The organism is Salinisphaera sp. T31B1, from assembly GCF_040361275.1.
Taxonomy (GTDB): Bacteria; Pseudomonadota; Gammaproteobacteria; order Nevskiales; family Salinisphaeraceae; genus Salinisphaera.
In genome coordinates this window covers 1417537-1438689 of the sequence record NZ_APNH01000001.1, presented here as the reverse complement: position 1 = coordinate 1438689, position 21153 = coordinate 1417537, and the positions used below count along the sequence as shown (strand labels likewise).

18 protein-coding genes are annotated in these 21153 nt (G+C 64.9%); 12 read left to right on the top strand and 6 right to left on the bottom strand.

What is annotated here, in order from left to right:
- Positions 1–103 precede the first annotated feature (103 nt).
- A complete protein-coding gene (locus T31B1_RS06595) occupies positions 104–2215 on the top strand; it encodes a carboxy terminal-processing peptidase (protein WP_353248641.1) in 2112 nt (703 codons plus the stop codon).
- Positions 2216–2608: 393 nt separating this feature from the next.
- Complete coding sequence (gene gfa / locus T31B1_RS06590) at positions 2609–3220, top strand: S-(hydroxymethyl)glutathione synthase (protein ID WP_353248771.1); 612 nt, start codon at positions 2609–2611, stop codon at positions 3218–3220.
- A gap of 882 nt (positions 3221–4102) precedes the next feature.
- Here the strand turns inward: gfa and T31B1_RS06585 are convergent.
- Positions 4103–4519 (bottom strand): MerR family transcriptional regulator, encoded by a 417-nt coding sequence (locus T31B1_RS06585; RefSeq protein WP_353248640.1) that lies wholly within the window; start codon positions 4517–4519, stop codon positions 4103–4105.
- 73 nt (positions 4520–4592) lie between these two features.
- On the opposite strand from T31B1_RS06585, the gene T31B1_RS06580 reads away from it, so the two are divergent.
- Positions 4593–5216 carry a cation diffusion facilitator family transporter gene (locus tag T31B1_RS06580; RefSeq protein WP_353248639.1) on the top strand — a complete coding sequence of 208 codons (624 nt, stop codon included), beginning with the start codon at positions 4593–4595 and terminating at the stop codon, positions 5214–5216.
- Between the two features lie 56 nt (positions 5217–5272).
- On the opposite strand, the gene T31B1_RS06575 is transcribed toward T31B1_RS06580, so the two are convergent.
- The gene (locus T31B1_RS06575) at positions 5273–5698 is read right to left on the bottom strand and encodes a YciI family protein (RefSeq protein ID WP_353248638.1); all 426 of its coding nucleotides are present in this window, start codon (positions 5696–5698) and stop codon (positions 5273–5275) included.
- Between the two features lie 213 nt (positions 5699–5911).
- Here T31B1_RS06575 and T31B1_RS06570 point away from each other — a divergent pair, with 213 nt between their 5' ends.
- On the top strand, positions 5912–6532 hold the full coding sequence (locus tag T31B1_RS06570) for a TetR/AcrR family transcriptional regulator (protein WP_353248637.1): 621 nt from the start codon (positions 5912–5914) through the stop codon (positions 6530–6532).
- On the opposite strand, the gene T31B1_RS06565 is transcribed toward T31B1_RS06570, so the two are convergent.
- Together T31B1_RS06565 and T31B1_RS06560 are read right to left on the bottom strand one after the other, a co-directional pair.
- Positions 6477–8417: an MFS transporter gene (locus tag T31B1_RS06565; protein WP_353248636.1), complete on the bottom strand. Its 1941-nt coding sequence runs from the start codon at positions 8415–8417 to the stop codon at positions 6477–6479. The two genes, T31B1_RS06570 and T31B1_RS06565, sit on opposite strands and share 56 nt — an antisense overlap.
- A gap of 265 nt (positions 8418–8682) precedes the next feature.
- Positions 8683–9582, bottom strand: coding sequence for a LysR family transcriptional regulator (locus T31B1_RS06560; protein ID WP_353248635.1), 900 nt, complete (start codon positions 9580–9582; stop codon positions 8683–8685).
- A 111-nt stretch (positions 9583–9693) separates the two neighbouring features.
- Here T31B1_RS06560 and T31B1_RS06555 point away from each other — a divergent pair, with 111 nt between their 5' ends.
- Positions 9694–10860: a mandelate racemase/muconate lactonizing enzyme family protein gene (locus T31B1_RS06555; protein WP_353248634.1), complete on the top strand. Its 1167-nt coding sequence runs from the start codon at positions 9694–9696 to the stop codon at positions 10858–10860.
- Positions 10861–10875: 15 nt separating this feature from the next.
- On the opposite strand, the gene T31B1_RS06550 is transcribed toward T31B1_RS06555, so the two are convergent.
- Positions 10876–11826: a D-2-hydroxyacid dehydrogenase family protein gene (locus T31B1_RS06550; protein WP_353248633.1), complete on the bottom strand. Its 951-nt coding sequence runs from the start codon at positions 11824–11826 to the stop codon at positions 10876–10878.
- Positions 11827–12050: 224 nt separating this feature from the next.
- On the opposite strand from T31B1_RS06550, the gene T31B1_RS06545 reads away from it, so the two are divergent.
- The 6 genes from T31B1_RS06545 (at position 12051) to T31B1_RS06520 (ending at position 18250) form a co-directional block, all read left to right on the top strand.
- Entirely contained in the window at positions 12051–12974 is a 924-nt protein-coding gene (locus T31B1_RS06545; RefSeq protein ID WP_353248770.1) for an AAA family ATPase, read from the top strand.
- 3 nt (positions 12975–12977) lie between these two features.
- The gene (locus T31B1_RS06540) at positions 12978–14525 is read left to right on the top strand and encodes a VWA domain-containing protein (protein WP_502950920.1); all 1548 of its coding nucleotides are present in this window, start codon (positions 12978–12980) and stop codon (positions 14523–14525) included.
- Between the two features lie 271 nt (positions 14526–14796).
- The gene (locus T31B1_RS06535) at positions 14797–16227 is read left to right on the top strand and encodes an MATE family efflux transporter (protein WP_502950919.1); all 1431 of its coding nucleotides are present in this window, start codon (positions 14797–14799) and stop codon (positions 16225–16227) included.
- A 67-nt stretch (positions 16228–16294) separates the two neighbouring features.
- A complete protein-coding gene (locus T31B1_RS06530; protein WP_353248631.1) occupies positions 16295–16510 on the top strand; it encodes a TIGR02450 family Trp-rich protein in 216 nt (71 codons plus the stop codon).
- A gap of 124 nt (positions 16511–16634) precedes the next feature.
- Positions 16635–17441 (top strand): hypothetical protein, encoded by an 807-nt coding sequence (locus T31B1_RS06525; RefSeq protein ID WP_353248630.1) that lies wholly within the window; start codon positions 16635–16637, stop codon positions 17439–17441.
- 86 nt (positions 17442–17527) lie between these two features.
- Positions 17528–18250 carry an esterase/lipase family protein gene (locus T31B1_RS06520; RefSeq protein ID WP_353248629.1) on the top strand — a complete coding sequence of 241 codons (723 nt, stop codon included), beginning with the start codon at positions 17528–17530 and terminating at the stop codon, positions 18248–18250.
- A gap of 88 nt (positions 18251–18338) precedes the next feature.
- On the opposite strand, the gene T31B1_RS06515 is transcribed toward T31B1_RS06520, so the two are convergent.
- The gene (locus tag T31B1_RS06515; RefSeq protein WP_353248628.1) at positions 18339–19055 is read right to left on the bottom strand and encodes an alpha/beta fold hydrolase; all 717 of its coding nucleotides are present in this window, start codon (positions 19053–19055) and stop codon (positions 18339–18341) included.
- Between the two features lie 312 nt (positions 19056–19367).
- Here T31B1_RS06515 and T31B1_RS06510 point away from each other — a divergent pair, with 312 nt between their 5' ends.
- Positions 19368–20954 carry an argininosuccinate lyase gene (locus T31B1_RS06510; protein ID WP_353248627.1) on the top strand — a complete coding sequence of 529 codons (1587 nt, stop codon included), beginning with the start codon at positions 19368–19370 and terminating at the stop codon, positions 20952–20954.
- The last annotated feature ends 199 nt before the right edge of the window (positions 20955–21153 follow it).

Below are 21153 nucleotides of genomic sequence, written 5' to 3'. Positions count from 1 at the left end.
GCACGACCCTAGGCTGCGCCAACACTTTGTTTACTACGCCGATTCGCGGCATGATCGTCGCGCCTGTCGCGGGCTCGACACGGCTCAAACAGCGAGTGATTCGATGCACAAGTTCGCTTTGTCCCTGCTGCTGGTTCTGACTCTGTTCGCTCAGGCGGGCTGCGCGTCGGATACCAGCCCCGAACCGGTACCCGACGCGGGCGCAGGACACGCCGAGGGCTATACCCCGCTCAAACCCGACGACAACCAGGACGAGATCGACCGCGAGATCGTGCGCCAGCTGCAGGACAACCACTACAACAAGGTGGACCTGGACGACGCCTTCTCGCGCAAGTTCTTCGAGGCCTATATCGAGGAACTGGACGGCACCCGCGGCGTGTTTCTGGCCTCCGATATCGAGCGACTGCGCGAACGCTATGCCGACAAGCTCGACGACGAGCTCAAGGACGGCCAGACCCAGGCCGCGTTCGATATCTACAACACGTACCAGAAACGCAGGATCCAGATCGATCAGTGGGCGCTCAACAAGATCGAGGCCGGCATCGACAAGATCGATATCACCGACGACGAAAGCTTCGATGTTGATCGCGAGGACGCGAACTGGCCGGCCAACGCGGCCGAACGGGAAGCGTTGTGGACCAAGCAGCTGGAAAACCAGATCATCAATCTCAAGCTCGACGATCTGGACGACGAGGAAATCGCCAAGCGGCTGACCCAGCGCTATTCCAACGAACTCAAGCAGCTGCGCCAGACCGAGCCGGTGGATGCGTTCTCGGCCTACATGGACGCCTACACCCATAGCTACGACCCGCATACCGACTACTTCTCGCCGCGGCGCTCGGAGGATTTCAGCATCGACATGAACCTGCAGCTGCAGGGTATCGGTGCCGAACTTCGTTCCAAGAATGGCTATGCCGAACTGGTACGGCTGATCCCGGGTGGGCCGGCTGCGAAATCCGGAAAACTCAAGCCGACCGATCGCATCACCGCCGTTGGTCAGGGCGCTTCCGGTGAATTCACCGATGTCGTGGGCATGCGCCTGGACGAGACCGTGCAGCTGATCCGTGGCAAGAAAGGCAGCACTGTCCGACTGCAGATTGCCCCCGCGGACAACAGCCAGACCAAGACCGTGACGCTCGTGCGCGACAAGATCGAGCTCAAGGATCAGGCCGCCCGCAAGCAGATCATCGAACTCCAGCGCGACGGCCAGACCGTCGACGTCGGTCTGATCACTCTGCCGTCGTTCTACAACGGTACCGCGGCCGATGTGAAGAAGCTGCTGGTCGACCTCAAGAAGAACGACAAGCTGGCCGGCGTGGTACTCGACCTGCGCAACAATGGCGGCGGCGCGCTCGGCGAGGCGATGAAACTCACCGGCTTGTTCATGAACTCGGTGCCGGCAGTTCAGATCCGCGATGCTGAAGGCAAGGTTCAGGTACTGGGCGATCGCAACAACGGTCCGGTCTACGACGGTCCGCTGGCCGTCATCACCAACCGGCTGTCCGCCTCGGCCTCCGAAATCGTAGCCGGTGCGCTGCAGGATTACGGCCGCGCCATCGTGCTGGGCAGCCAGACGTTCGGCAAGGGCACGGTCCAGACATTGCTGCCCCTCTCGGAAGGCCAGATCAAGCTCACCCAGGCCAAGTTCTACCGGGTGACCGGCAAGAGCACACAGGACCGCGGCGTGACGCCGGACATCACGTTCCCACCGGCCATCGACCCGGAAAAGATCGGTGAATCGGCGCTGCCCAACGCCCTGCCCTGGGACACGATCGAACCAACCGCCTACCCGTATTCCGACGAGATCGCGCAGTTGCTGCCCACGCTCAAGCGTCAGCACAGCGAGCGAGTGGCCACCGATGCGGACTACCAGTACCGGATCAAGCGGATCGATCTGGCCCGCGAGCAGAGCCAGAAGACCGAGGTGTCGCTGAACCTCGATAAGCGACGCCGCGAGCAGGACCAGCTCAAGGCACGAAGCCTGGCGCTGGCCAACGAGCATCGCAAGGCCAAGGGCGAGGCGCCGTTCGAGAACTACCAGGCGTTCGAGGACAGCGAAGACGATGCCGATCCGGCCGAAGAGGAACTGGGTGCTCACGCCGGCGGCAATGAGGATGAGGAAGTCGACGCCTATCAGCGCGAGGCCGCCCAGATCCTGATCGATCTCGTCGAGGCCTTTCTGGCCGATGAGGCGCCCAAGGCTCAGTCGGTCTGAGACCCGCTGCCCGCCCCGGCCGTCGGCCGGGGCGGTCGTCATGAATAAGCGCCGGTTATGGGCCGGGCGCGCGATTCCTATTGGACAACCACGTCCATCCGGCCGATAGTGATCGGCAACGGATGCGCATCGTCGTGCGCGCTGTCTGCCCGGCGCCAAAAGCGGTTCAACCGGGTCGGCTCCGCCGGCGACGATATCCGGGTCAGGGCGCGTCAGGCGTTATGGATCGACCACCGACCACATCCTGCGCGCTCGCCATACCAATAAATAATCGCGAGTTTCGGAACAAAGGAGATCCCCATGCTGAAAAAGATCATCGATGCCTTGACCGGCAAGAAAGACGATAAACCGGCTGCACGGAACAACACCCCGCCCTCGGCACGGGCCGAGCCCATGCGCGATCGCGGCGGCAACGCCGGCCAGACAACCGACGGCAAGCCGAGCATTCACCCGGCCATCGATAACGGCATCACTCCGGGCAACGGTGACTTCTCGGGCGGCACGCTCAGCTGCAAATGCACCAGCAAGCCGGTGAAGGTACGAGTGGGTGCACAGACCGCCCACAATCATGCATGTGGTTGCAGCAAATGCTGGAAGCCTCAGGGCGCACGCTTTTCGCTGGTGGCAGTCGTATCCCGCGAAGCGGTTTCGGTGGCCGAGAACGAAGACAAGCTGGCGGTCGTGGATAGCAGCGCGCCGATACAGCGCCATGCCTGCACCGAGTGTGGTACGCACATGTTCGGTCGGATCGAAGACGAGAGTCATCCATTCCACGGGCTGGATTTCGTCCATACCGAGCTGTCGTCGGAACGCGGGTGGAGCGAGCCAAAATTCGCCGCGTTCGTCTCGTCGATCATTGAAACCGGCGAGAAACCGGACAATATGGACAAGATTCGCGGCCGACTGCGCGAACTGGGTCTGACGCCCTACGACGTGCTGGCGCCGGAGCTGATGGACGCCATCTCGACCCATAAGGCCAAACAGAGCGGCGCCCTGCCGGCCTGAGCGCCGATCGGCGCGTTCGTCGAACCGGGCTTCGTCTCGGCGGGCGCGCCGTGGGTTCTATCACTCGGAAACCGGCGAACCCGAATCCATGGCCAGTCGACAGCTGCTCCCAGCCGCGGCCGGCATCGTCCGCATGGATCGGCTCGCCGTGCTCGCGGATATCCACGATACGGTGTACCACGCCGTGGACGATGGACTGCCGCCGCTCGAGGTACCCGATCTCATGGCAAGTCTGATCGCGCCCCAGGATTGCAAGACGGTCGAGGATGCCACCGCGCGATCACGGCCTGTGGCATCGCACGCGCCAGGCCGAACCGGCCGACGGCGAACCGACGTTCATCGACCCCGATACGCAGGTGTGCTGGCTATAGGCCGGCGACTGGCATGCCGACCTGCGCATGCCGATCGACCGGCCAGATCACCTTTGCCGGGCTGACCCGGGTCGAAAGCCGGTTCTGTACCTGGCATCGGCTCGTCTAACTCGCCCCGAGGCCGGATAAGGAGATCGGCGAGAGGCGTATAGTCGACCAAGATACTCTCGAACCACGCCCCTCGGGCGGACTATACCGCACACGCTGCCAGCCAGTGATGCCGCCCCGTTCGAGCACAGCTCACATCGGCCCCGACGCTGCGGGCCTGCCGTACTGGCTGTCGTTCGGCGATCACGCCATGTCCCTTGAGCGACTTGAACCGATCACTCCGATCCATGATCCGCGCGAACCGGCCGAAAGGCTGTCTACCCCGTGCTCGTCGAACGCGTATCGCTGGAGATCAGCCTGCTGCGTGCCGGGCCGCACGGCGGGCGATATGGCCCATCCGGCACTGGCGGGAAGGCCACGCCGTGATCGGCCCTATGCTCTGATGCGCTCGACTGCGCGCGGATCAACCGGCGGCATCGGGCGGGCCATCGCCACCGAGAGCCGCGAGAATGCCGCAGTCCCGCATGGGGTGGCCGCCTGCGCAGACGCTCTGTAATTCGGCCAACCGCATACGCAAGCACTGCAGCCGATCCAGGCGCATGTCCACGTCGGAGAGCTGATGGGCGAGCAATCGATCGACCGAATCACACGGCGCCTCAGGGTGATCGGCCAGACACAACAGATCGGCCACGGCCGACACCGGAAAACCGAGCGCACGGGCACGCGTGACAAAGCCGAGCCGCTCGACCTCGCGTTCGTGATAATAACGATAGCCGTTGTGGCCGCGATACGGCGGCGGCAGCAGGCCCGCGCGTTCGTAATAGCGGATCGCCGAGGCGCTGCAACCGGCCCGCCGTGCGGCTTCGGATATAGTGAGCATGGAATGACGCGGATTTGACCTTCAAGTCACTTTAACCTTCATGCTGGCATGGATCACTCCCCGGAGCCTGGCCATGGCTCATTGCTGCAATGAAGACGATGCCCATATCGCGCGCCTGCGAGAACGTCAGGCGCACATGCTGTGGCTGGTACTCGGCCTAAACGCTGCGCTATTCGTCATCGAATTCAGTGCCGGCTGGCTGGCCGGCTCGTCCGCTCTGCTCGCCGACTCGCTCGATATGCTGGGCGACAGCCTCGTCTACGGGCTCAGCCTGTTCGTGGTCGCCCGGAGCGCGCGCTGGAAAGCCGTCTCGGCTGGCTTCAAGGGCAGCCTCATGCTGCTGTTCGGTGTGATCGTACTCGCTGAGGCCGCGTTCAAGGCCATCAGCGGACAACCACCGCAACCGGCCGTGATGGCGGGCGTCGGACTGCTTGCACTGAGCGCCAACCTGCTCTGTCTGCTGCTACTGACGCGCCACCGCGACGACGACGTCAACATGCGCTCGTCGTGGGTCTGTTCACGCAACGATCTGCTGGCCAACGGCGGCGTGCTGCTGGCCGCCATGCTTGTGGCCGCAACCGGCCGCGTCTGGCCGGATGTCGTCATCGGGCTGTTGATCGCCGGCGTGTTCGTACACTCGGCGATCGGGGTATTGCAGGATGCGCGTTCGAGCCTTCACCCTGCCGCGCCGCACTGACCCAGCCGATACGCAATATGGGGCCATGCACCGGCTGAACCGGTACGCCGGTTCGTTCAAAGCGCGCCGGTGTCATCCATCGGCGACTGCATTTCCGGGAAGCCGGGCACCTGTTGTACATCGGCCGCGAAATCCTCGAAGGCCTGTACCTGACGCACTTCGATGATTTCGTGCTCGCCGGCCGGACAGCGCGACGCCCAGGCGATCGCTTCCTCGCGCGAGGCGACGTCGATCAACCAATAGCCGCCGAGCGTCTCGGCGGCCTCTGCGAACGGCCCATCGCTGACCTGCGGCTGGCCGTCGATAAAACGAACCCGTGCGCCCATCGACGGCGGATGCAAGCCGTCCAGGCCGAGCAGTACACCGGCCGCCTGCAGACGATGGTTGTATTTCATCATCTCGGTCACCGCTGGCGCATCCGGCATCGTACCGGGCTCGGCGCTCTCGTAGCCCTTGGGAATCATCAACAACATGAAGCGCATGACACTGGTCTCCGTTGTCTATCCGCGAACGCAGGCACACACCCCGCCAGACCCAGCAACCGAGCCAATGCCGGCGACGGCGATGTCTGAACAGTATCTGCCAATCGGGGTAAACAATCATCCGCCGAGTCCGGCGCGGGCGCCCGCCGATCCTGCGATGAACGCCGTTCGATGCGATCATGACCGCCCGATCCGCTTGCTCTTGTGTCGCCCATGGCCCGCCGTAGCGAACATACCCGCGAACAGCTGACCGAACTCATTCTGGATGCCGCCGAACGCCTGATCGCCGACAAGGGCCTGACCGGCCTGAGCGCGCGCGCGATCGCGCGGGCAATCGGCTACACCCCGGGCACCCTCTACCTGATATTCAAGAACCTCGATGACGTCGTCCTGCACGTCAACGCACGCACGCTCGATGCATTGGGTGCCCAGCTGTCAGGCGCCGTGACAGACGAACGCAATCCAAGGCGGCAGTTGATCAAGGCCGCGCGTGCCTATGCCGCCTTTGCACGCGCTCACCCAAACCGCTGGCGCGCGTGTTTCGAACATCGTCTGCCCGAGGACATGGTCGGCCCGGACTATGTCGATGCGCGTATACAGCGGCTGGTAGATCTGATTCTGCCGCCACTGGCCGCGGCCTCGCATACCGAAGGTGCGGCGCTCGCCGCCGCGGCCCAGGCGCTGTGGAGCGGCGTGCACGGCATTTGCATACTCAGCCTCACACACAAGCTCCACCTGGTCGGCGGCCGGGCCACCGAGCATCTGACCGACGACCTGGTCATTCACTATCTCGACGGACTGGTTGCGTCTCATCGTCCGCCGCCGGGTCACTGACCGGCCGACCGGTGTCGAGCATGATCTGCACCCGGCGTTGCAGATCGTCGGCGTTGACTCGCTGGGCGGCGACCGGGGCGCCGGCGATAAGCTCGATACGCGACCAGAAACGGCGCGGCCAGCCCGACATCGCCTGCCCGGACGAACGCGAAAACCAGCTGCCCCACATGCCGCGCAGCGCCATCGGCACTACCGGCACCGGTGTGCGCGCGACCACGCGTTCGACACCCTTGCGGAATTCGCGCATGGCTCCGTCGTGGGTGATCTCGCCTTCCGGAAACAGACACACCACCTGCCCGTCGGCCAACTCGCGCGCGATCGTGTCGTAAGCCACCGCCAGTCGTTCCGGATCCTCCTTGGCCGGCGCGATCGGAATCGCCCGACCTGTGCGGAAGACAAACGACAGTAGGGGGATATCGAATATCGTGTGGTACATCACAAACCGGGTGGGTCGCCGGATCACGCCACCGAGGATCAAGCCATCCATGAAACTGACGTGGTTGCACACCAACAGCACGCCGCCGGTCTCCGGAAGATTCGCCATTCCCCGTACTCGCACCCGGTAGATCGTGCTGACCAGCAGCCACACGATGAAACGCATCGTGAACTCGGGCACGAGCTTGAAGATGAACAGTACGACCGCAGCGGTCATGACAGCCACGGTGAGAAACAGCTGGGGAATGCTCAGCCCCAGCTTGAACGCAGCCACGGCATACAGCGAGGCGATCACCATGAACAGCGCGTTGATCACGCTATTGGCCGCGATGATGCGCGACAGCCGTTCGCGCGGTGCCCGCTCCTGAATGAGCGCATACAACGGCACGATATAAAAGCCGCCGAATAGCCCGATCAGCCCGAGATCGAGCAACACGCGCCAGCTGCCGTCCAGGCCGAGAAAGCCGATCACGCCGACCGGCACCGGGTGCGCCGCTACCTTCGCAAACGCCAGATGCAGGCCGAAGACCACCAGCCCGGCGGCACCGAAGGGCACCAGCCCGAGTTCGATCCGCCCGCCGGACAGGCGGTCGCAGAACATGGAACCAAGGCCGATCCCCAGAGAGAACAACGCCAGCAGCAACGTGACGACCGTCGCGTCGCCGCCCAGGTCGACCTTTACGTAGTTGGGCAGCTGCGCCAGATAGATCGCCCCTACCGCCCAGAACCAGCTGATGCCCATGATCGACAGGAAGATCGTGCGATCGACGCGCGCGAAGCCCACGATACGCGCGGTCTCGGTGATCGGGTTCCAGTTGAATTTCAGCCCGGGCGCGCTGGCCGGCGTATGCGGAATGCCCAGACTCACCAGCCAGCCCAGTAGCGCGATTACCAGTACGCACGCACCGATGATCAGTGTGCGGTCGCCGACCACATGCACGAGTTCGCCGCCGGCGATCGTGCCCAACAGAATCGCGAGGAACGTGCCGAGTTCGACCATACCGTTGCCGCCGGTCAGCTCGCGATTGTCCAGATGCGCCGGCAGATAGCCGTATTTCACCGGCCCGAACAAGGTGCTCTGTGCCCCCATCAAGAACAGCAGCGCCATGAGCAGCGCCAGACTGTCCAAGGCAAAGGCCGCCGCGGCACCGGCCATGATCACGATCTCGAGCGCCTTGATCCACCGCATCAGCACCGCCTTGTCGTACTTGTCGGCGAACTGTCCGGCGCTCGCCGAGAACAGAAAGAACGGAAGGATGAACAGACCCGCTGCCAGGTTGACCAGCACATCGGCGCTCATGCCGGTACCCGCCATCGACGAGCCTTGAAACGCAATGAGAATGACCAGCGCGTTCTTGAACAGGTTGTCGTTGAACGCGCCGAGAAACTGGGTGAAGAAGAACGGCGAGAAGCGTCGCTGTCCAAGCAGCTGGAACTGTCCGGAAGCCATGGCGCGAAACCTCTTAATTAAACACTGTTCAATTTATATCAGCCGCTTTTGCGGGCAGCAAGCTTTGTGTATTCAGTATTGCTCGGACTGGCGGCCTCCCGGCAACCGCCGCGCGCGTATCAGCACGCCATTTCGCCACCCGGGGCCGCCATCGCCGGACCGGACGATAAAGTACAAGGAATTCAATCGCGCCGCTGCGACTATCGGCAGCCACCCTGCACAGGTGGCGAGCGACGGCGCACAGTTGCCTCCCTTTCCGGTTGGCTCAGGCGTGCGCGTCGCGCCAGAACGCCTCACTGGCCGCAGCCAGCGGACCGTGGCCGCGATACAAACGCACCTCCAGTGCGACATGCCAGCCGGCGTCTGCGGCCACGCTCAGACGCCCGGCGGCCAGATCGTCGGCGATCAGCGTCCGCGGCAGCCAGGCGATACCGCGGCCGTCGAGGGCCATGGTGCGCAGGACCGACGCCAGGTGGGCGGTGAAGACACGGGTCACCGAAGCATGCTCGAGCGCGTCGCCCTTGAGCATGTGCAGGATACGGCCGATGCCGGATTCGTTGCTGTAGCCGAGCACGGCGATCGGCGATCCCGGTGAGGCATGCGTCAGCAAATAGCGCGGCTCGCCCGCCGCATTTGCTGCAGCCACCGGCAGCAGGACGTCGTCGCCGATAAGAAGCGACGGACAGCTCTGGGCGTCGAGTTCGCTGGGTGCCTGCGGGTGGGCATGGCCGAGCACGAAGTCCACCTGCCCTGCGAGCAGCATCTGTGCACAGCGTTGGCGCACATCCGAGACCAGACTTACCCGGCCGACCGCGGCTCGGCGTTCCATGCGTTGCAGCCAGCCGGGGACGAACGTGAACGACAGGGCATGGGTTGCCGCGAAGCGCAGCTCGCCCGCGTCGGCCGCCGCAACCGCGCGTGTCTGAGCGGGCACCTGCGCGATGCGTTCGAGCAGTTCCACCGCGGTGTATTCGAACCAATCGCCGGCCGCCGTGAGCCGTGCGGGCTGGCTGGAGCGATCGAACAGCTCCGTGCCCACCCATTGTTCGAGGGCACGAATACGCCGGCTGAAGGCCGGCTGGGTCATGTGCCGTGACGCAGCCGCGCGCGAGAAGTTGCCGCTGGCCGCCAGCGCCATGAAATCCTCGAGCCAGGACAGATTCATCGAACTCATCGGCCGGTGCCATGGCGGCATAAAATACTAGAAAAATAGCATTGGCATCGCCGACGCCGGATGCCGATGATGGGCATTCGTTCCATCGACTGACCGCTCGCCATGAAAATCGTCGACATCCGCGAAAAGACCGTTCCGATCAGCTCGCCGATACGCAACGCCTATATCGACTTTTCACATATGACGCTGAGCCTGGTGGCCGTGATCACCGATGTGATCCGCGACGGTCGGCCAGTAGTGGGTTACGGCTTCAACTCCAACGGCCGTTACGGGCAGGGCTCGCTCATGCGGGAACGCTTTATCCCCCGTGTCCTGGCTGCCGACCCGGATACGCTGGTCGACGACACCGGTGACAACCTCGATGCGCACCGTATCTGGAACGCCCTGTTCACCAACGAAAAGCCCGGCGGGCACGGCGAACGCTCGGTGGCGATCGGCACCATCGATATGGCGGTCTGGGACGCGGTCGCGAAAATTGCCGAGCGGCCGCTGTTCGACCTGCTGGCCGAGCGCTACGGCGACGGCCGGGCGAACCGCGAAGTGTTCGTCTATGCCGCTGGCGGCTACTACCACCCCGGCAAGGGCCACCAGAAACTCAAGGACGAGATGCGCAGCTATCTCGACCGCGGCTACACAGTGGTCAAACAGAAGATCGGCGGCGCGTCGCTCGACGACGACCTGCGCCGTATCGATGCTGTTCTAAGCGTGCTCGGCGACGGCCAGAAGCTCGCTGTGGACGCCAACGGCCGCTTCGATCTCGATACCGCGATCGCCTATGCCAAGGCGCTGTCGGCCTACGACCTGTTCTGGTACGAAGAGGCCGGCGACCCGCTGGACTTCGAGCTGCAGGCCATGCTGCGCAACTACTATCGTAACCCCATGGCCACCGGCGAGAACCTGTTTTCCATGGCCGATGCGCGCAACCTCATCCGTTACGGCGGCATGCGCCCCGACCGCGACTGGCTGCAGTTCGACTGCGCGCTCAGCTACGGCCTGGTGGAATACCTGCGCACGCTCGACATGCTCGCGGAGCACGGTTGGTCGGCGAGCCGCTGTATTCCCCACGGTGGCCATCAGATGTCGCTGAACATCGCCGCCGGCCTGGGCCTGGGGGGCAACGAAAGCTATCCGGACCTGTTTCAGCCGTTCGGCGGTTTCCCGGACGGCGTCGAGGTCCGCAACGGTCATGTGACCCTGCCCGAACTGCCCGGTATCGGTTTCGAAGGCAAGGCCGACCTGTATCGCCAGATGAAGGCGCTGTCGGATTGAGCCGGCCGTGTTGGCTCAGGCCGTGATCTCGCGGATCGGCCGGCCGGCGTCGAAGGCCAGTATGGCTTCCAGCGTACCTTGATAGAACAGCTCGTAGGTCGGCTCGGTGACATAGCCGATATGCGGGGTCAGCAGCAGTTTCGGATGGCCGCGCAGCGGACTGTCGGCAGGCAACGGCTCGATATCGAATACATCCAGGGCGGCCGCACCCGGTCGGCCAGCCTCGAGCGCGGCCAGCAGGGCACCGGTATCCACGATCGGCGCACGCGAGGTATTGATCAGACAGGCGCGGGGCCGCATCAGTGCGAACTCGGGCGCCCCGAACAGGCCGGCGGTCCGCGGCGACAAGCGCAGGTGGATGGACAGGTAATCGGCTTCGCGCAGCAGCCGATCCTTTGATACTGCCTCGACCCCGTTTGCCGCGGCATGCGCACTGCTCAGGTGTTCACTCCAGGCGATGACGCGCATGCCGAACGCCCGGCCCAGGGCGGCGACTTCGCTGCCCAGCCGGCCCAGCCCGGCCAGTGCCAGGGTTGCGCCGCGCAGATCACGCCCCACCCCGAGCTGCCAGCCACCACGGGCCACCGAATTGGCTTCGCCCACCAGATTGCGTGCCAGCGCCAGCATCAGCGCCATCGTGTGTTCGGCCGTGGCAAAACCGAGCGAGTCGGTGCCGCAGACACATATGCCGCGTTCGCGCGCCGCCGCCACGTCGATCGATGCATTACCCGTGCCGGTCGTCACGATCAGGCGCAGATCCGGCAGTCGTTCGATCAGCGAGCGTGTCAGGGGCGTTCGTTCACGCATGACCCCGATCACGTCGAACGCGGCCAGGCGGTCAACCAGCGCATCCTCGTCGGCCAGATGATCGTTGAAGACCGTTAGACGTGCACCGTCGGGCAGCCGGTCCCAGTCCGCCAGGTCACGGGCGACCTGCTGATAATCATCGAGTAGCGCGATACGCATCCGGCCTGTCCTGGTGACCGTGAAACGCCCATGCTGCCGCGGCACCAGGCGTGTCCGCAAACCTCGTGCGCACGAACAGCGCCCGGGCCGGGCCGACTCGAGCTACCGGTCGCGTTGGTCGGCACTGCGTACGGGCGGCTATGATGGCCGCCATTATCGATACGGCCGATCTTCCACCGGAGCCCTGTGTGACCGAACCCTTAGTTGCCCCGTCCAGCGCAGCCATGGCCTCTGTCGATCAGGTATCGGCCGGCCTGGCGCAACACGCCTATATCGGTTCCAGCCGCATCGCTACCGTGGTCTACCTGGCGTTTCATCTGCGCAAGCCGGTACTGGTCGAAGGTCCGCCCGGCGTCGGCAAGACCGAACTCGCAAAGACCACCGCGCGCATGCTCGGCCTGCCGCTGATCCGGCTGCAATGCTACGAAGGCATCGATGAAGCCAAGGCGCTGTACGAATGGAAGTACGGCAAGCAGCTGATGTACATCCAGGTGCTCAAGGACCAGATCGACGATGCGCTGGGCGGGGCGCGCGGTCTGGCGGAGTCCGTGCAGCGCCTGCATCAGCACGACGATATATTCTTCTCCGAGGCCTTCCTCGAGCCACGGCCCTTGCTCAAGGCTTTGCGCGAGCGCGAGGGCAGTGTGCTGCTGCTCGACGAGATCGACAAATCCGACGAAGAGTTCGAATCGCTGCTGCTGGAGATGCTGTCGGACTATCAGGTCACCGTGCCCGAGATCGGCACCATTGCCGCCGCCGGCCCGCCGCCGATCGTTTTCCTTACGTCGAACAACACGCGTGAAGTCTCCGATGCGCTCAAGCGCCGCTGTCTGCATCTGTACATCCCCTTTCCGGACGCGCGACTGGAGGAACAGATCATCCGTACGCGCGTGCCCGAAATACCGGCGGCATTACGGGGCCAGCTGGTGGCCTTCGTACAGGCGCTCAGGGAGATGGATCTGCGCAAGGCGCCTGCGATCAGCGAAACGATCGACTGGGCGCGCACCCTGCTGCTGCTGCATGTCGAACAGCTCGATGCCGAATGGGTCAGCGAAACGCTCAACGTGCTGCTGAAGTTCCAGGACGACATCGATCGGATCGAACTGCAGCTGCCCGCGATGATCCGACGCGCGGTCGGCGCTGGCTGAGCCGTGGAGGCCACGCTCGCCCGATTCGTGCGCGCTTTGCGCATGGCCGATGTTCGCGTGTCCACGGCCGAAACCCTGGACGCGTTTCGCGTTGCCGAGCTGGTCGGCTGGCACGACCGCCAGCAACTCAAGGAAGCCCTCGGCGCTACACTGGCCAAGAGCGAAGCCGAATCCCGTGCCTTTGACGGGTGTTTCGAGCGTTTCTTCCGTTTCGAGGATTTTACCGCCACGCCCGCTATCGCCGACGATGAGCTGCCCGGCACAGACGAGCGGTTCGAAACCAAGACGGGCACGAACACCCCGCCCGCCGCGGCCAACGATTCGGGCGACGCCATGGCCGGCGATCAAGCCAACGGCCACGGCCAGGCCCAGGGCGGCAGCAGTGGCGGTAATGCCCGTCGTCACGGCGGCCAGGCCAGCGACACGCTGGCCGAGGATCGGTCGGACCCGACAGGCGCCGGAGAGCCGGCACCGCTGATGAGCCAGCCGTCCTCGTCGCTCGGGCGGCTGCTCGTCGCCGACGATCCGGTCGCACTGTCGATGGCCATTGCCGGCGCTGCTCGGGAAGTCGCACTCGAGGATATCCAGCTGTTCACCCAGCACGGGCTGTACACGCTGCGGCTGATGGACCGGCTCGGCCGGCCCGAACTCATGGATGAGATCACGATGCGGGCCGCCTCCGCGGAACCGGCAGACCGGCGGCTGGCCGCCGAACTGGACCGGCGCCGGGAGCGCCTGCGCCGACAGATACGTGAACACGTCGAAGCCCAGTACGCCCTGCATGCCGACACGCGCGGCCGCCGGCTTCGCGAACGGCGGCTACGCAGCACGCGCCTATCCAGCGTGCAGCGCCACGACGATGCCATCATGCGGCGCATGATCGAGCGTATGGCCCGCCAGCTCATCGCGGCCCATTCCCGCCGGCGCCGTGTCACCCAGCGCGGCCGCTTGAACCTGCCCCAAATGCTGCGCCGGAACATGCGCCATGACGGCCACATGATCGAGCTGGCCTGGAAGTCGCGCCGTGTCGAGCGGCCTCGCGTGTTCGTGATCTGCGACATCTCCGGGTCGGTTGCCCACTACGCACGCTTCATGCTGATGTTTCTATACAGCCTCGGCGAGGTGCTGTCCCAGGTACGTGCATTCGTGTTCTGTTCGCGCCTGGCGGAGGTGACCGATCTGTTCCGACAGTACGATCTGGACGAGGCGGTCCGCCGAACGCTACACGACCACGGCCAGGGATCCACCGACTATGCCCAGGCCCTGGCCGATTTCAACGCAATGGCGCTGAACGATATCGATCGGCATTCGACCGTCCTGATTCTGGGCGACGCGCGCAACAATGGCGGCAACCCGCGAACCGACCTGCTGCGGCGCATCTACGAACGCAGCCAACGGCTTATCTGGCTCAATCCCGAACCGCGCACGGCCTGGGACAGCGGCGATTCGGAAATGGGGCGCTATCGGGCCCACTGCCACCAGGTCGCCCGCTGCGGCTCCCTTATCGACCTGGAACGAGTGGTCTCGGAGCTGCTGCGCAACGTCGCCTAGCTCGCCGCCAGCCGCATGGTCATCCCGGGCGCCTGCCGGCCCTACCCGTGCCACCAACCGCCCATCGCCGTGAGTTATGCCCATTGCGTGGCCGACCCCGACCCGACACCGCATGGTTTCCAGCCCACGGATGACCGCGGCGCCCGACGCGGCGAGTGCGCGCCGTGCAACGCCGGCCGGGCCTCAAACAGGCTAGAATCCCGCCGCGCTCGTGTGGCTCCGACAACCCGTCCCGCCCGAGTTATCGTTCATACCCTCAAGGTTGGTGACCGTGTCTTTCGTCCGCCGCGCCCGGCTCAGCCGAATCGAGAGCGCACGCCTGATGCGACTGGCGCTGCCGGTGCTCGGTGCCCAGCTCGCACAGGTGGCGATGAGCACGGTGGACGTGGCCATGTCCGGCCATGCCAGCGCGCTGGATCTGGCCGCGGTGTCGGTCGGTTCCAGTCTGTGGTTCCCGCTGGTGCTGTTCATGATCGGTACCCTGATGGGCCTGACGCCGATCGTTGCCCAGCACGTCGGCGCACGCCGGTTCTCTGCGATCCGGCCGTCGGTGCATCAGGCGCTGTGGGTGGCGCTGGCCATGGGCCTGCTCTGCGCGCTCGCCACCCGTACGCTGGCCATGCCGCTGTTCGAGTTCATGTCGGTGCCGTCGGACGTGGCGGTGTTGGCCGCGCGCTATCTGCAGGGGGTTTCGCTGGGCCTGCCGGCCATCGCACTCTACGAAACGCTGCGGTTCTATTCGGACGGCATGGGCCATACGCGAGCCTCGCTGCAGTTCGCCCTGCTCGGCCTGGCCGTCAACATCGTCTGCAATTACACCCTGATCTACGGCGGCGCGGGGCTGGCGGGACTCTTCGGTCAGGCATTGCCGTCGATACTGCACGATCTGCCGGCGCTGGGTGCGGCCGGCTGCGGACTGGCCACCGCTACCTCGATGTGGGTGATGTTCATCGCGATGCTCGCCTACACGCGTCTCGCGCCGGTCTATCGGCATGCCCGCGTGGGCACCCGCTTTTCCTGGCCGTCGCCGCCGCTGATCGGGGAGTTGCTGCGTGTTGGTCTGCCGGTGGGCGTGGCGATCTTCGCCGAAGTGTCGCTGTTCACGTTGATCGCACTGTTTCTGGCCGGCTACGGCGAGATCGTGATCGCGGCGCACACGGTGGCGCTGAACTTCAGTTCCGTGCTGTTCATGTTGCCGTTGTCGCTGGGCATGGCACTGACCGTGCGGGTCGGCCAGGCACTTGGCCGTGGCAAATACCGCCACGCGCGCTTCGTGGCGTACAACGGTCTGAGCTGTGCGCTGGCAGCGGCTGCGGTCGTTGATATCATTCTGGTGCTGGCCGGCCCGGCGGTGGTGTCACTGTACAGCGGTGATACCGCAGTACGCCGCCTAGCGGTACAGTTGCTGCTGATCGCCACTCTGTTCCAGTTTTCGGATGCGCTGCAGGTGAGCATCGCCGGCGCGCTGCGCGGCTATAAGGACACGCGCATCATCATGGCCGTGACCCTGATCTCGTACTGGGGCGTGGGCGTCGGGCTCGGGAATATGCTCGGCCGCGGTGTCCATGGCTGGTTCGACGGCCTGGGCGTGTACGGCTACTGGATCGGACTGGTGGCCGGGCTGAGCGTGGCCGCCGTACTATTGGGCTGGCGGCTGATGATTACCTCTCGCCTGCGTCGACTGTCGGCGGCCGGTCCCTGAGCCATATCCCTGCCGCCGAGCGAACGCGCCGCTGGAACGGCTCGGCGATCGCGACCAGTGAGCTTCCATGAACCGTATCCACCCCAACAAGCTTGCAAACAGCAAATGGACGGCGCTCGCCCCGCAGCGTCGGGAAAAGCATTTCATAGTGATCGAGGTCATTCGCGACGACCGCGAGCAAGTGGCCGATGTCGTACTCGAGGCCGTGCTTACCCGGCGCAGGCTCACGCTGGCCTGGCGTGCTTTGACCGATGACGACACCTGGCAGATGGGCTGGCAATAGACGGTCCTCGGTCGGCAAAGACGGCCCTATCCGGTAGAACACCCGGCCATGCTGCTCCCTGCGCGCTCGATGATTTAAACTCGCGCGCTGAATTCAGCCAGCCAACAGCGTCCGAGGAGCCCGCATGCTGGTGTCGAACCCCATCGATCCGCCGTGCCGGATCGAGGCGCCGAAGGTCGTTCCGGCGCGTCATGGCCTGCTCTGGTGGCGCGATAGCTTCGCACTCTTCCACACAACGTCCGGACGCTGGCTGATCGCCGCACTGCTGCTCATTCTGGTCTCGGCCGCGGTGGTATCTGGCTGCTCTCTAGTACCCCGGGTCGGCGGGATTCTTTCCACGATCGTGCTGCCTTGTCTGGCGATCGGCCCGGCCGTGCTGGCCCACCGGCGTCTGCATGGACGGCCGTTCGGCTACCGACCGTTGCTGGCCGGTTTCAGCCATCGTTTCGGTGCGCTGCTGGGCGCGGGGCTGATCCAGTTCGCGCTTCAGACGGTGGGCACGATCTGTCTGATGCTGACAGTGGGCCGGCACGTGCCGATCACCGTGTTCGCAGGCCTCAGCGTCGCGCTCACAGTGGCGGTCACGAGCGCGATGTGGTTCCAACCGGCCCTTGTGTTCTTTGGTCATCAGGATCCGCTATCGGCCACGGCGGGGAGCATGCGCGCCCTGGCTCTGAACTGGCGCGCGCTGTGTGTCCATATCGTGGTCGGCACCATCGGGCTCGCCGTGCTCGGCGTGACGATTCGGCTGATGGTGATGGTCGTACGCGCGGTAGCCGACATGCCGTCGCTTGCGATCCCACTGGGCGCAATCGGCATCCTATGGTTCGCTCTGCTGGCTCTGGCGACGACGGCTGTGCTCGGCGTATCGATCTATATCGCGTTCCGGGATATCTTTGCGCTGCGCGAGGAAGCCAGTATTCATCTTTGAGCCGATCGGCACGGCCTCTTCGCTGCTCGCCGACGAGTATCGCGCGTACACTGGCTGGACAGCCTGAATTCACCGCACTCCCTGCCATGAACAGCGCCGAGTTCGAGCGCCGATACGGGCGTCATATGGCGCCCCCTGCCAAGCGACTGCTGGCCGGCGAACTGCTTACCCCACTACGGCTCGCGCTCGATCCGGCGCAATGGCGAATGCTCCCGCACGAGCCCGTCGGCGACGGACGCCCTGTAATGCTGCTGCCGGGGCTGGGCGCCGGGCCGGGCTCGATGTGGATGATCCGGCGGCATCTGCGCCGCTGCGGCTTTCGGACCTGGGACTGGGGCCAGGGGACGAATCATGGCGATGTACAGGCGCTCGCGCCGCGCGTGATCGAGCGGCTGGAACGGCTCGGCGCCCGTCTCGCGCAGCCGTTATCGCTGGTCGGGTGGAGCCTGGGCGGCTATATCGCACGCGAGATCACCCGCGAACGCCCGGACCTTGTCCACCGCGTGGTCACGCTCGGCAGCCCGGTGGTGGGTGGACCGAAATATACGAGCGTCGCACACGTCTACGAGCGGCGCGGCATTCGCAGCGACGATGCCGAAGCCGCGACCCTGGCGCGCTATGCCGTACCGCTGCGGCGCCCCGTGTGCGCGCTGTACAGCGCCTCGGATGGCGTGGTGGCCTGGCAGGCCTGTATCGACCGCTTCAGCGATGACGTCGAGCATATCCGAGTGACCGGCAGCCACGTCGGTCTCGGCTTTTCCAAACAGGTGCTGCGACGTCTGCCCGGCCTGCTCGTCGGCGAGTCGTGATCGGCCCGCCCGGCGCGCAGCCGACGCCCGCGTCGGCGGTCCCGCCCTCGCAGCGGAAAGCTGTGTTTTCGATCGCCGCTCTGTCTGCTCACGCCCGCACAGCGAGAGTCTCGACCAGACAGGCCAGGCGGTGCGGTTTTTCCACCATGGCGTCGTGACAAGCATCGAATTCGACGAACGACCAGCCGGGTTGATCACGCGCCCATGCGGCGCTGGGTTCGACCGCCGGGTACCGCGGGCGGGTACAACGAATATAAGTACAAGCGGCCCCGTTACCTACGGGGTGGGCCAACTTCAGCGGCTGGGAAAAGCAGCCGAATGCCTGACGCGTCTGCCGACGCGCCACCCAGGCGATCTGGTCGGCGTCGGTCAGGCCGAAACTCTCCGGCGCGATCGGCTCGATGCTGTTCATGCCGCTCGCCCGCGCCATCTCGCGACGGGTGGCGGCGACCTCCTGTGGCATCTCGTCGAGCACAGAACGCCCGTTCTGCAGAATCATGGCATCGAGAAACAACAGACGCGTAACGATCCCGCAGCCCAGGCGGTCGGCCACCCCGCATGCCACCGCCCCGCCCAGGCTGTGCGCGACCAGAGTCAGATCCGACAGCTCCTCCGCCTCGATGACGGCCACGATATCGGCGATGCCGGTATCCAGATCGATCTCGGGTGTCAGCAGATGGGCCCGCTCGCCGGAGCCGGTGAGCGTCGGTGTGACGACACGATGCCCGAAAGCCCGCAACGTTCGCGCAGTCTCCTGCCAGCACCATCCACCGTGCAGGCCCCCATGAAGCAGTAGAAAATCCATCGTGATCCGCTCGTTCGGCGTTGGCTGTGCCCCGGCATCGGGACACGGGACTATCGACGTCCAGACATACGGACGTCAACCGCCACACCCGTTCCGATACGCCGGCATGCAAGCACGTGGGCGTAAAGGCCGCTCCCCGGATCGCCCGGGCCGGCGGTGGGCGAGCCAATCGCGCCCACCCATGCCGGGGGCGAATTCATATAATCTCTCCGATGGCGGACGTGTGTAGAGCACACGGGCTGCCTGTCGGTCTGAGCGGGGCATGGGTTGCATCCGACCGGCGATTCGGAATCCAGCGCCAGGGAGGCCTTCATGAGACTCGCGACATTGTTTTTTCGACCGACACATCACCGCGCAGATCGCGTTGGCCGCCAGAAAACCCTCGCCCTGCGCTGTGCGGCGATCGGCCTGGCCGCAGCTTGCCAGATAGGCGTTGCAACAGCGCAGTCCGACGACACCGAGCGCGACGAATTCTTCTGGCTCGGCGAGATGAATAAGGCCACCGCCGTGATCAACTCCCAGCAAGGCCTGCTGGACAAGGACAAGACGCCGGCCATCGCCCGCGCGCTTCAGGACGTACTCGACGCCGGCAACAAACCGGGCGGCGAACGGCCGGGCCGCGTGATCAAGTTCGAGCCGTTGCTCATCGACGCCGGCGGCATGGACGTGACCCTGCTGCACGCCGGGCGCTCCAGCCAGGATATGCACGCCACCTTCCGTGCCGCGATCCTGCGCGACGACCTGCTCGAACTGGCCGACCATCTCAATACCACGTCGAAGACCCTGGTCGAGCTGGCCGCCCGCCACAAGGCCACGATCGTGCCCAATTACACCAACGGCGTGGCCGCTCAGCCCAACAGTTACGGCCATCAACTGCTGGGCCACGCAGCGGGGCTGGACCGCGATGCCCAGCGCATCCGCCAGGCTTATGAACGAATCGATCGTTCGGCCATGGGCACCACCGTGCTCAACGGCACGAGCTGGCCTCTCGATCGTCAGCGTATGGCCGACTATCTCGGATTCCATGCGGTGGTCGACAACGCCTACGATGCCTCGCAGATCTCGTCGATGGACGAACCGGTGGAAGTGGGTTCCATCGTCACGGCCATCGCCCTGCATACCGGCAATTTCGTCGAGGACCTGCTGACCCAGTACGCCGACCCGCAGCCATGGATGCTGTTGCAGGAAGGCGGCGACAATACCTACGTGTCCAGCTCGATGCCGCAAAAGCGCAACCCGGGGCTGCTCAACTCCACCCGCAGCGACGCATCCTATGCCATCACGCTGGCGCTGGGCCCGATGATGCAGATGCACAACATCACCCCCGGCATGAGCGACCCGAAGGATGCCACCCAGAACTCGGCGATGGTCGATGCCGGCATCACGGTGGTCGACAAGTTCGACAAGATCCTCAAGGCGTTGCGTATCGACCCCGAACGCGCCCTCGCCGAGCTCAACAGCGACTGGACCGCGTCTCAGGAGCTTGCCGATATCCTCATGCGGGAGCACAAGCTGCCTTTCCGCGTAGGGCATCATTTCGCCTCCGGCGTGGTCAGCTATGCGCGCGAGCACGACATCAAGCCGATGGATTTCCCCTACGAGCAGGCCCAGCGGATCTATACCGAGGTCGTGACCGCCGAGGATCCGGAACAGCCGCACGAACTGCCCATGTCCGAGTCGCAGTTCCGCGATGCCCTGGACCCGACGGCTATTGTCAACAACCGCGCCACACGCGGCGGCCCACAGCCAGCCGAAATGGACCGTATGCTCGCCGAGGCCCGTGAACGGCTGAAAAAGCAGGACCAGTGGATCGCCGATCAGCGCGAACATATCGCGAGTTCGCTCGACAAGCTCGACACGGACTTCAACAAGCTGCTTGCGCCCACCGACAACGGCTGAGGCACCCGGCCGGGCCTGCGGTAGCTGCGAGCCCGGCCGTTTCGCCTTCCTCGCCAGCCCGGCTCGGCCTGGCCGGTGGGTGCCGTACTTTCGCGGCCGGCCCACTCTTGACGATCATGCTCGGCACGTAACGCAGACACACTCGGTGCTCGCGCTGTTGCAGCAGCCGGACCCGATAGACCGCCAACTGCCCCGAGCG

What these genes read in the sequence shown, in the direction of transcription:
- T31B1_RS06595 (WP_353248641.1), top strand. Translation starts at nt 104, where the DNA reads ATGCACAAGTTCGCTTTGTCCCTGCTGCTGGTTCTGACTCTGTTCGCT.
- gfa (WP_353248771.1), top strand. Translation starts at nt 2,609, where the DNA reads ATGCGCGATCGCGGCGGCAACGCCGGCCAGACAACCGACGGCAAGCCG.
- T31B1_RS06585 (WP_353248640.1), bottom strand. Translation starts at nt 4,519, where the DNA reads ATGCTCACTATATCCGAAGCCGCACGGCGGGCCGGTTGCAGCGCCTCG.
- T31B1_RS06580 (WP_353248639.1), top strand. Translation starts at nt 4,593, where the DNA reads ATGGCTCATTGCTGCAATGAAGACGATGCCCATATCGCGCGCCTGCGA.
- T31B1_RS06575 (WP_353248638.1), bottom strand. Translation starts at nt 5,698, where the DNA reads ATGCGCTTCATGTTGTTGATGATTCCCAAGGGCTACGAGAGCGCCGAG.
- T31B1_RS06570 (WP_353248637.1), top strand. Translation starts at nt 5,912, where the DNA reads ATGGCCCGCCGTAGCGAACATACCCGCGAACAGCTGACCGAACTCATT.
- T31B1_RS06565 (WP_353248636.1), bottom strand. Translation starts at nt 8,417, where the DNA reads ATGGCTTCCGGACAGTTCCAGCTGCTTGGACAGCGACGCTTCTCGCCG.
- T31B1_RS06560 (WP_353248635.1), bottom strand. Translation starts at nt 9,582, where the DNA reads ATGAATCTGTCCTGGCTCGAGGATTTCATGGCGCTGGCGGCCAGCGGC.
- T31B1_RS06555 (WP_353248634.1), top strand. Translation starts at nt 9,694, where the DNA reads ATGAAAATCGTCGACATCCGCGAAAAGACCGTTCCGATCAGCTCGCCG.
- T31B1_RS06550 (WP_353248633.1), bottom strand. Translation starts at nt 11,826, where the DNA reads ATGCGTATCGCGCTACTCGATGATTATCAGCAGGTCGCCCGTGACCTG.
- T31B1_RS06545 (WP_353248770.1), top strand. Translation starts at nt 12,051, where the DNA reads ATGGCCTCTGTCGATCAGGTATCGGCCGGCCTGGCGCAACACGCCTAT.
- T31B1_RS06530 (WP_353248631.1), top strand. Translation starts at nt 16,295, where the DNA reads ATGAACCGTATCCACCCCAACAAGCTTGCAAACAGCAAATGGACGGCG.
- T31B1_RS06525 (WP_353248630.1), top strand. Translation starts at nt 16,635, where the DNA reads ATGCTGGTGTCGAACCCCATCGATCCGCCGTGCCGGATCGAGGCGCCG.
- T31B1_RS06520 (WP_353248629.1), top strand. Translation starts at nt 17,528, where the DNA reads ATGAACAGCGCCGAGTTCGAGCGCCGATACGGGCGTCATATGGCGCCC.
- T31B1_RS06515 (WP_353248628.1), bottom strand. Translation starts at nt 19,055, where the DNA reads ATGGATTTTCTACTGCTTCATGGGGGCCTGCACGGTGGATGGTGCTGG.
- T31B1_RS06510 (WP_353248627.1), top strand. Translation starts at nt 19,368, where the DNA reads ATGAGACTCGCGACATTGTTTTTTCGACCGACACATCACCGCGCAGAT.